The 9,979-nt window shown below is 68.2% G+C and carries 7 protein-coding genes and 1 pseudogene; 3 read left to right on the plus strand and 5 right to left on the minus strand.

Translation table 11 applies throughout. The annotated features are described in order from the left end of the window. Nucleotides 1-11: 11 nt before the first annotated feature. The 4 genes from F7R02_RS15030 to ecfK form a co-directional block, all read right to left on the minus strand. On the minus strand, nucleotides 12-1,343 hold the full coding sequence (locus F7R02_RS15030) for a tetratricopeptide repeat protein (RefSeq protein WP_078588661.1): 1,332 nt from the start codon (nucleotides 1,341-1,343) through the stop codon (nucleotides 12-14). A gap of 235 nt (nucleotides 1,344-1,578) precedes the next feature. Beyond that, a complete protein-coding gene (locus F7R02_RS15035; RefSeq protein ID WP_014091406.1) occupies nucleotides 1,579-1,893 on the minus strand; it encodes a PAAR domain-containing protein in 315 nt (104 codons plus the stop codon). Nucleotides 1,894-1,936: 43 nt separating this feature from the next. Beyond that, a complete protein-coding gene (locus F7R02_RS15040) occupies nucleotides 1,937-4,456 on the minus strand; it encodes a serine/threonine-protein kinase (RefSeq protein WP_078588663.1) in 2,520 nt (839 codons plus the stop codon). Further along, nucleotides 4,435-4,974 (minus strand): ECF-type sigma factor EcfK, encoded by a 540-nt coding sequence (ecfK, locus tag F7R02_RS15045; protein ID WP_003487343.1) that lies wholly within the window; start codon nucleotides 4,972-4,974, stop codon nucleotides 4,435-4,437. Before ecfK ends, F7R02_RS15040 begins: the two co-directional genes overlap by 22 nt. 348 nt (nucleotides 4,975-5,322) lie before the next feature. Here ecfK and F7R02_RS15050 point away from each other — a divergent pair, with 348 nt between their 5' ends. The 3 genes and pseudogenes from F7R02_RS15050 to F7R02_RS15065 form a co-directional block, all read left to right on the plus strand. After that, nucleotides 5,323-5,850 carry an RNA polymerase sigma factor gene (locus F7R02_RS15050; RefSeq protein WP_003487342.1) on the plus strand — a complete coding sequence of 176 codons (528 nt, stop codon included), beginning with the start codon at nucleotides 5,323-5,325 and terminating at the stop codon, nucleotides 5,848-5,850. Beyond that, complete coding sequence (locus tag F7R02_RS15055) at nucleotides 5,847-6,917, plus strand: FecR family protein (protein WP_078588666.1); 1,071 nt, start codon at nucleotides 5,847-5,849, stop codon at nucleotides 6,915-6,917. Before F7R02_RS15050 ends, F7R02_RS15055 begins: the two co-directional genes overlap by 4 nt. 465 nt (nucleotides 6,918-7,382) lie before the next feature. Then, a pseudogene (locus tag F7R02_RS15065) lies at nucleotides 7,383-9,782 on the plus strand (TonB-dependent receptor); the annotation flags it as partial. Here F7R02_RS15065 and F7R02_RS15070 read toward each other — a convergent pair. Next, nucleotides 9,728-9,979, minus strand: a 252-nt coding sequence (locus F7R02_RS15070; protein ID WP_151210121.1) for an integrase core domain-containing protein, incomplete at its 5' end; no start/stop codon positions are given. The pseudogene F7R02_RS15065 and the gene F7R02_RS15070 overlap by 55 nt on opposite strands.

Below are 9,979 nucleotides of genomic sequence, written 5' to 3' on the forward strand. Positions count from 1 at the left end.
GACATTTCGTCTCAGGCCGGCCCAGGCGTGCGCGCGGTCACGACCCAGCCATGCACCGGCTGGCCGCGTTCGCTGCGCAGCACGTCCAATTCCAACGCGATCGGCTGCAGACCAGCGCCTCGCAATGCGGCGCGCACATGCGCATGGCTGTGCCGATAGCGCCCGCTGGCATCGAGTTCGACCCGGTCGCTCCGCGCGTCCAGCGCTTCGACCGTGAAGCCCAGCACGCCCCCTGGCGTGAGCGCGCCAGCAGCGGCAGCGAGCACCGGCTGCAGCGCACCGAAGTACACCAACGTGTCGGCCGAGCCGATCACATCCCATTGCGCGTGCTGCGCGTGCAGGTATGCAGTGAGTTCGGCCACGTCGAGGCGATCGTAGCCACCGCGTTGGCGTGCCTTGGCGACCATGCCCGGCGACAGGTCCACACCCACCAGTTCACGTGCATACGGGCGCCACAACGGCGCACACAGCCCGGTGCCGCAGCCGGCATCGAGCATGCGCAAGCCTGCATGCGGTGGCGCAAGGCAGGCCGCCAATGCCTCGGTCAGCCGTTGCGGCGCGCGGTAATCCAGGTGATGCAGCAACTGTTCGTCGAAACTGTCGGCAAAGCCATCGAACAGTTCACGCACATAGGTATCGCCGGCACGCGGCGGCGGTTCGGCGCCGCCACAGGCCGCCAGCATATGCGTCGCCACTGCGTTGCCCGGCTCAAGCGCCAGCCAGTCGCGATACACCGTTTGCGCCTGCGCCTGCTCGCCCAACAGGTAGAACCCGGTGCCCAGCGCCTCGCGGGCGTGCAGGTTGTCCGGTGCCAGCGTGCAGGCCTGCTGCAGGCACTGCACCGATTGCTGCAGATGCTCGGCGGCCTGCGCGTTGTTGCGCAGGAACAGGCCGAGCAGGTAATGCGCATGCGCGGATTGTGGATAGATGTGCAACAAGGCCGCATAGGTGACGAAGGCTTCTTCGCCGCGCCGCTGCGCTTCCAGTACCGCTGCCAGATTCGCCAGTGCATCGGCATGCGCAGGCGCCAGCGCCAGCGCGCGGCGATAGCAATTTTCGGCATCGCGCAGGCGGCCGCATTCGCGGTGCACGTTGCCCAGGTTGTTGCAGGCATCCGGTTGCGCGGGCGCCAGCGTCAACGCCTGGGTGATGGAGGCCACCGCTGCGGCGCTGTTGCCGCGCTGATGCAGCAGGATGCCCTGGTAATGCAGCGCGTCGGCATGCCCGGGCTGATCGTCCAGCAGCTGCGTGTACAGCTGCGCGGCATGTTCGAGTCGGCCACTGCGGTGCGCGGCGATCGCCTGCTGCAGTGCCTCAGGGTGTGGCTGGGTCGCAGTTTGCATGAGCTTCTCCAAAGACACGGCAACCGGTGGTGCGGGTACGAACCTGAGCGCGGAGCGGCACGGCGTCACGCCTGCAACGCGCAGCCAACACCACGACCGTGGTGCTGACGCGCCGGGGCAGCCACTGCCTGGAATCGCTGCGGGCACTGGCAGGCCTGAGTACCTGCGCATGGGCGCGATCGGCGGACAACTGGCGGCAGCCTGCCACCGGTCACCAACCGCCCCACCGCACCGCTCACCCGATCAGCACGGTGAAGCAGCCCAAGGTGATCACCCCGCCATGTGCGGTACTGTCGCCCAGGCGCGCAGCAGGCTGGCCTGCGATCAACACGGTCGGTGCGCCGGCCACGATGCTGTCCGGCGGGCCGACGCATACCGCCATGTCGCCCAGCCGCGCCGCCGGCAGGCCGCCGATCAATACCGTTGGCGCACCGGGGCTGACGATCGGCCCGCCCACATGCGGCACCACCCCGGTCACCATGGGGCAGACATGCAAATCGGTCAGGCGCGCGGCAGGTTGCATCGGCACGCTTCGGTCGTGGCCATGCACGGCACTATCCAGCCAGGCCGCGCCGGTCACCCGACAATTCGTCTCAGCGCTGCGCCACCGCGGTAGTGGCCTCTGCCTCACGGCTGTCGGCCGGCGGCGTCGCCGATGCCAGGGTCTGGCGCGCGGCGCGCAGTGGCGCGTCTGCATCGCCGAAAATGCCGGTAAGAATCTGCAACGCCTGCCGTGCATGATCGCGCGCCGCCACGGTCTGGCCCAGCCTGCGCTCGGCTTCGGACATGCCGCGCAGGATCTCGGCCGTTTGCGGATGCGCGCGCCCCAGCACACGCTCCGATGCGGTGAGCGCGGCGCGCTGTTCGGCCAGCGACGCGTCCACCTGGCCGTCGTCCAGCAGCCAGAACGCATGGTTGCTGCGATAGGCGATGGTGGCCGGTGCATCGTTGCCGAAGGCCGCCCGCGCGCGCTCCAGCGCCCTGCGGTAGTACGGCCCGGCTTCGGCCACCTTGCCCTGCTGCCGCAACGCGCCGGCCAGGTTGCCTTCGATCATCAAGGTGTCGGCGGCGCTCTCGCCATACAACGTGCGTGTGACCCGCAGCAGCGGGACGAGTTCGGCTTCGGCACCGGCAAAGTCGCGCTGCATCAGCAGGAACACTGCCAGGCTGTTGCGCATCGACACCACCAGTGGATGCTCGGGCCCGCGCATGGCCATGCGCTCGCGCAACAGGCTGCGCTGCAAGGCGATCGCCGGTACCAGCTGGCCGTTATCGGCCAGCATGGCGGCGTAGCTGTTGCCGGCGTCGATACGCTGGTCCGCGCTGCTGGAGGCATTGGCCAGCGCAGCGACATAGGCATGCCGGCTCTCTGCCAACGCATCGCGCATGCGGCCCTGTTCGCGCAGGGCCCACGCCAACCACGCACGCAGCTCGTTGCCCATGGCCTGCTGTTGCGCATCGCCGCGTGCTGCCTGTGCAATGCCCTGGCGCAAGACACGCTCGGCGTCGCCGGGTTTGCCGTCACCGGTGAGCGCCTGTCCCAGCATGGAAGCGGCCTTCAACGCCGGCAGGCTGCCCGCGCCGGCGGTCTGCTGCGCCAGGGTCTGTGCGATGCGCAGATGCTCCACGGCCTGCGGGAAATTAGCCAGCGCAATGAGCGTGCGGCCCAGCGTCAGTTCCACCTGGGTGCGCGCATCGGGCTGGTCGGCCAGCTCGCGCGCCGCACGCTGCGAGGCCTGCTGCATCACGCGCAGCATCAGGGTCTTGTCCAGGTCGCGCGCCACACCAGGGTCCACGCTGGACAACACCGAACTCATGAAATCGCCGGTGACCTGCGCGCGTTGCGCATCGCGCGCGGCCTGTTGCAGCGACCACAGCGTGGCACCCAAACCGGCGACCACGGCGATCGCAGCCAGGCCGGCGGCGGCGACGCCGCTGCGATGACGCTGGGTGAATTTGCGCAGCCGCAGCCAGCGGCTCGCCTGCAGGGCGCGCGGCGGGTAACCGTCCAGCCAGCGATGCAGATCGTCCAGCAGCGCAGATACCGATGCGTAGCGCGCACCCGGTTGCGGTTCCAGGGCGCGCAGCACGATCGCATCCAGCCCGTCGCGCAGTTGCTCGTGTAGTTTTTGGTAGGTAGTCGCGCGCGCCGCGCAGATGCGCGCACGCGCATCGGCCGGCACTGCTGCCACCCGCTGCGACGGCGGCTGCGGCACCCCGTCGCGTCCGGCCACTGGCGCCAGCCCGCAACTCAATTCGTAGAACATCGCTCCCAGCGCATAGATATCGCTGCGTGCGTCCACATCCTGCGCGCCGCGTGCCTGTTCCGGGCTCATGTAGCCCGGCGTGCCGCGATCATGCGCGTAGGTCATGCCCGGGTTGGTCGCATCGACGGCGATGCCGAAGTCGATCACCCCTGGCATCGGCCGCCCGTCGATCTCGCTGACCAGCACGTTGCTGGGTTTGAGGTCGCGATGGATCACGCCCTTCTGATGCGCGTGCTGGACTGCCTCGCCGACACGCAGCATCAGCAATACGCGCGCATGCAGCGACAGGCGGTGTTCGTCGCACCACCAGGTGATCGGCTCGCCGCGCAGGTATTCCATCACCAGGTACGGCTGGCCGTGGGCATCGGTACCCACGTCGTGTATCTGCGCGATCGCCGGGTGCACCATCTGCGCCAGCAGCCGGCACTCGAATTCGAACAGTGCACGGCCCTGCGCATCCAGCGCATCGGCAGCCACCAGCTTGATCGCCACCTCGCGCTCGTACGCGCCATCGGCACGGTGGCCCAGATACACCTGGCCCATGCCGCCAGCGCCGATCAGGCGGTCGATCGCCCACGCACCGAAGCGTGTGCCGGCCGGCAGTTCCGGTAATGGCGCGCGCAATGCGGCGGCGGCCTGTTTCAATGGCGCCCGCACGCGCAAGGTGGCCTGCGATTCCACCGCCAGCATCGCCAGCAGTTCGTCGCGCAAGCTGGCGTCGTCGCCGGCCTGCGCGCGCGCGAATGCCTCGCGCTCAGCCGCAGGCAGCTGGCAGGCCCGATGAAACAAGGCTTCCAAACGTTGCCACGCGGTGGCCGCCAGGCTCACAGCTGCGCCGCCAGCCACACCCTGGCAAAACGCAGATCGCGCTCCAGCGTCGGCACCGACACCTCCAGCTGTTCGGCTGCCTCGGCCACGCTGAAACCCACCAGCTCGGTCAACGCGAATGCCTTGGCTTTGCGCTCGTCCACCTGGGCCAGCTTGTCGAAGGCATCGGCCACCAGCATCAATGCCTCCGGCCGTGCGGCGCCGTCGGACAGGCTGATGGTCAGCGTCACCGCCTGCCCCAACCGCTTGGCGCTGGCCTGCTGGCGCGCCAGATCCACCAACAGGTGGCGCATCTGCAGCGCAGCCACCGAATAAAAATGCGCCCGCGAACGAAAACCCTGCTGGCCCTGTTCCAGTCGCATCCACGCCTCGTGCACCAGCTCGGTTGCCTGCAAGCCGGCGCGCGCGTCGCGACGCAGCTCGCGCATCGCGGTGGCGCGCAGCACGTCGTAGACCTGGCGCGCCAATGCGTCGCCCGCGCCGGGTTCGTCGCGCTGCCAGGCCTGCAACAACTCGGTGATCGGCAGCTCGGACATCCAAGCCCATCTCGCCTGCGTGGACACGCAGTATCCCGCATTGGCGCCAACGCGGAACGCGCAGCCGGTAACCAATTGGATTCCCGATCACCGCGCCCCCGACAGCGCGGAGGAGCCAGGCCGGCGACCAGGTGTCGCCGGCAGCCGGGTCCGCCTCGGGCACGCCCAGCCTGTCCCCCGGAAAGCGCGACCTCCGGACGCCGCGGTATCGGGTAGCGGCGGCTGCGTGGGCAAGCACAGGCCTGTGCCCGCCTGCGTGCCTGCCGCCACGTCATGGGCAGCAACCGCGTCACCGCGACGTCATACGACGCCGCTAGCCTGCGCCCCTGCAATCGGCCGGAGGTTGGGGTGTCGGCACATCCAAAGCGCGCCTGGGCACGTCTGTTCACCGAGCATGGCCCGGTGCTGCGCGGCTTCTTCGTGCGCCGCGGAGCAAACGAGGACGCCGAAGACCTGGTCCAGGAAACCTATCTGCGCCTGCTGCGTGCGCATCAGCAGCCGGGCCAGGCCATCGCCAACCCGGAAGCGTATCTCTATACCGTGGCGGTCAATCTGGCGCGCGAGCAGGCGGCGCGGCGCAGGCAGGCCCCGCTGCGCATCGAGGACATGGAACAGTTCGCCCAACGGCTGGTGGCCGGTGACGATGTCGAAGACAGCGCCCAGCGGCAACAGCGCCAGCAACGCCTGCAGACCGTACTGGCCGGGCTGCCCGAGCGCGTGCGTGCGGTGCTGGTGATGCAGTACCGCGACGGCCTGAGCTACAAACAGATCGCCGAACGTCTGGGTGTGTCCTCGCACATGGTCAAGAAATACGTGGTGCGCGGCCTGTCGGCCTGTCGATCGGCGCTGGCCGACGAGGGAGCGCAGTGGTGGTGAGCGTCGCGTCGCTGGCGGCGCGCCGCCTGACCGAGGAAGCGGCACACTGGCATGCGCTGCAACGCATGCAGCCGCTGGATGCCGACCAGCAGGCGCGTTTCATGGATTGGCTGACCGCCTCGCCGGCGCATGTGCGCGAATACCTGGCAGTGACGCAGGTGGCCGGTGCGCTCGGCGAGGCGCTGGATGCGATGGCGCTGGATGTCGAGGCGCTGCTGCAGGCCGAGCGCCAACGCGACACCGGGACGGCGCGCAACGTGGTGGCGCTGCCGTTGCCGCCGCGGCGTCCCGTCGCTGCAAGGGGAACCGCGCGATCGCGGTCGGCGGCACGCCGGTCGCACTGGCATGTCGGTCTGGCCGCCATGCTCGGTCTGCTGACCGTGCTCGGCGGCTGGGCCTGGCCGCGCACCACGACCTATGCGACCGCACATGGCGAACAACGCCGCGTGCAACTGGCCGACCGCAGCGTGGTGTTCCTCAATGCAGACACGCGCATCCAGGCCACCATGTCGCCGTGGTCGCGCCACCTGCAGTTGCTGCAGGGCCAGGCGAGCTTCGATGTCGCCCCGGATCGGCGTCCGTTGCAGGTCCGGGTGCTGGACCTGCGCGTGGAAGACATCGGCACCGCGTTCGACATTGCCCTGCATGGCCAGCAGGCACGCATCGACGTGTCTGCCGGTCGTGTGCATGTCTGGCGCGCCGACCGCCCGGCGCAGCCGATGCTGGCCAACCTGGGTGCAGGACAAAGCGCGCGCATCAATGGCGCCGGCCAGGTCGAGTTGAGCAATGAAGATGTCGCCACCATGCATGCGTGGCAGCAGCAGCGCATCGTCTTCCGCGACGAGCCGTTGCGCAACGTGGCCGAAGACTTCAATCGCCTCAATCGCATCCAGCTGCATATCGACGATGCGCGCGCCGGCGCGATGCGCCTGACCGGCAATCTGCGTAGCGACGATCTCGCCGGCCTGCGCGCGTTTCTCGCGCGGCAGCCCGGCCTGCGGCTCGAACAGCACGCCGATGCGCTGCACATCGTCAGCCGTGCACCACCGGCGACCGCCAACCGGTAAGGCCCGCGGCCAACGCGACAGACACGCTGGCGCTCACGTGCGTGCAGAAGTCAGCACTGCAGGCACCACCGCATTGCTCGGCGTGTGCCTGCCGTGGGTCGGCACGCCGCGGCGTCGCACTTTCATGCCTGTTCGCATCGCAGATTCGCGCTGACGCATCTGCGCACCGAACGGCTGGCATCCGGATTGACGCAATGCGATCTAGGCGTGCGCATTGCGCTGCATGGTGCCGCGCAACGCAACGATCGACGCAATCGGCGATCGAACCGCCAACGTGCTGTTCGCCGGGCAACACGGGCCTGCATGCACTCCACGGCACGCGCACGCCTGCGCCCCTGCACGTGTCACAGAAAATTCATGGAAAAACGGTGCCCGACTCGGCTTGTCGCGCCTCGTAGATGGGGTAGTCGCCGCATCGCCCCATGCGCGTGTGCGGCGCCCCTCTCCCTCTGCCTGGAAGTGACGATGCGCCGCTGCCTGTTCCTGTCCGTTGCCCTTGCCCTGCATGCCGGTGCTGCCGGCGCCCAAACGCCACCCGTCGCGGTCACTGCCATTCCCGCACAACCGCTGGCACGCGCGCTCAATACGCTGTCGCGCCAGACCGGTCTGCAATTCGTCTACGCGGCCAGCGTCGGCGCCGAGCGTCAGAGCCGTGGCACCACCGACGGCGCGGCACCCGAGCAGGCATTGCAACAACTGCTCGATGGCACCGGCCTGCGCTATCGCTATCTCACGCCCACCACGGTGACCATCGAACCGGACACCGCCACCAGCCAGGCGCCGGCTGCAGCGGTGCCGGCTGCGCCAAGCAGCACGCCGATCGCCGCCGGTGCACCGGTGCGCGAACTGGACAGCATCCAGGTGCTGGGCAGCTATGCCGGCAGCCTCAGCGCCGCGCTGCGCGAGAAGCGCTATGCCGACAGCGTGGTGGACGTGATCGCCGCCGAAGACATCGGCAAGCTGCCAGCGCAGAACGTGGCCGAAGCCCTGCAGCGCGTGCCGGGCGTGTCGATCGTGCGCGACCGCGGCGAAGGCGTGTACGTGCGCGTGCGCGGCCTGGGACCGAATTTCCAGGTGACCACGCTCAACGGCCAGACCATGGCGGTCAACGAGAACGTGCGCACCTCCGGCCAGACCGGCCGCCAGTTTCGCTACGACACCTTGCCGGCGGAACTGGTCTCCGGCCTGGACGTGATCAAGAGCCCCACCGCCGATCTGGACGAAGGCGCCATCGGCGGCATCGTCAACGTACGCACCTTCCGCCCGCTGGAACTGGGCAAGACCTTGCTCAACACCTCGCTGGAATCCAGCCAGGCGCAACGCACGCATGCCAACGATCCGCGCGTCTCCGGCCTGTTCAACTGGGTCAATGCCGAGGGCACCTTCGGCATGCTGGTGTCCGGCGCATATGCCCAGCGCAGCCTGCGCCAGGACCGCGTCAACGAAGTGAGCTGGGATTACTACCCCAATGGCGTGCCGGGTGCGCCGGGTGCGTCCTACCTGCCCACCGGCCTGCGCCCGACGCTGGAACTGGAGCAGCGCGAGCGCACCGGCGTGGCCGCCTCGTTGCAATGGCGCCCCAGTGCCGCCTGGGAAACCAATCTGGACCTGCTGTATGCCAGGCAGACGGTGCACTACGACGAATACAGCCTGGGCGTGGGCTTCGACGGTGTGTCCAAGATGAGCAACCTGCAAGTGGACCATGGCGGCGTGACCGGTTTCGACTATCGCAATGGCCAGGTGCAGGTCTCGCGCGAAACCTCCGGCATCACCGACGACAACCGCAGCGCGCGCCTGTCCAGCACCTGGAATGGCGATCTGTGGACACTCGGTGCGGTGGCATTCCATTCGCAGGCACACAGCTACGACTCCGACCCGATCCGCCGCACGCGGCTGCGCAGCGGCACCAACCTGTCGATGCGGGTGGAAATGCCGCAAGCCGACGACGACAACGTGCCGAACTGGAGCTTCACCAATGGCTTCGATCCGACCAACCCGGCCAGCGTCAGCGGACGCCGGCTGGAATGGCGCGAAATCGATGCCCGCGACAAGGAAGACGCGCTGCAGCTGGACGCCAAGCGCACGCTCGGCGATGGCTGGCTGCGCGACATCAAGTTCGGCGCCAAGTACCGCGAGCGCTCGCGCACCTACGATCGTGCCGACCTGCTGCTCAACCGCATCGCCGGCGTGCGCTTTCCGGGCAGCTATTTCACCGCGCTGCCGGTGAGCGACATGCTGGTCGACGGCAAGGGCACGCTGCCACGGCAGTGGCTGGCGCCGATCGAAGCGCCGTTCTGGGGCGACTGGCCGACCGCCGCCGACCTCAGCGGCACGCCCAACAGCGCCGACCTGCAGAATTCCTACGAGGTGCGCGAGAAGATCGGCTCGGCGTATGCGATGACCGACTTCGGCGGCACCCTGGCCGGGCGCGATGTACGCGGCAATTTCGGCGTGCGCTTGGTGCGCACCGAGCAGACCACCGACGGCCATGCCGACCTCGACGGCGCCGCCCAGCCGGTGCATTTCGAGCGCAGCTACACCAACGCCTTGCCCTCGTTCAACGCCGCCTGGGACGTGCGCGATGACATGGTGTTGCGGACCTCCGCGGCCAAGGTGATCACCCGCCCGGATCTCACCGACCTCTCGTCCAAACTCACCTTCAACTCCAGCGGCGAAGTGTTGACCGCCAGCGGCGGCAATCCGGCGCTGCGTCCGTTCGAGGCCTGGCAGTACGACCTGACCTTCGAGTGGTACATCGACGGCACCTCGGCGCTGACCGGCGGCGTGTTCTACAAGCGTAAGCTCCCCCGTCAAGCAGGCACTTTAAAAGTAGAGCTTTCGGCGTACTTGTTGCGGTACTCGACCGGGGTCATTCCGCCGAGCGAATCATGGGATCTTGCTTGGTTGTAGTCGATCATCCACCAGTGGGCGGCTTTGCGCACCTCGTCGAGGCAGGCGAAGAGATTCAGGTCGAGCACTTCCTCGCGGAACGTACGATTGAAGCGCTCAATGAAGGCATTCTGATTGGCTTTCCCGGCTGGATGTACTGTAGTGCGACGCCA

Source organism: Xanthomonas cissicola (genome assembly GCF_008801575.1).
GTDB classification, from domain to species: Bacteria; Pseudomonadota; Gammaproteobacteria; order Xanthomonadales; family Xanthomonadaceae; genus Xanthomonas; species Xanthomonas cissicola.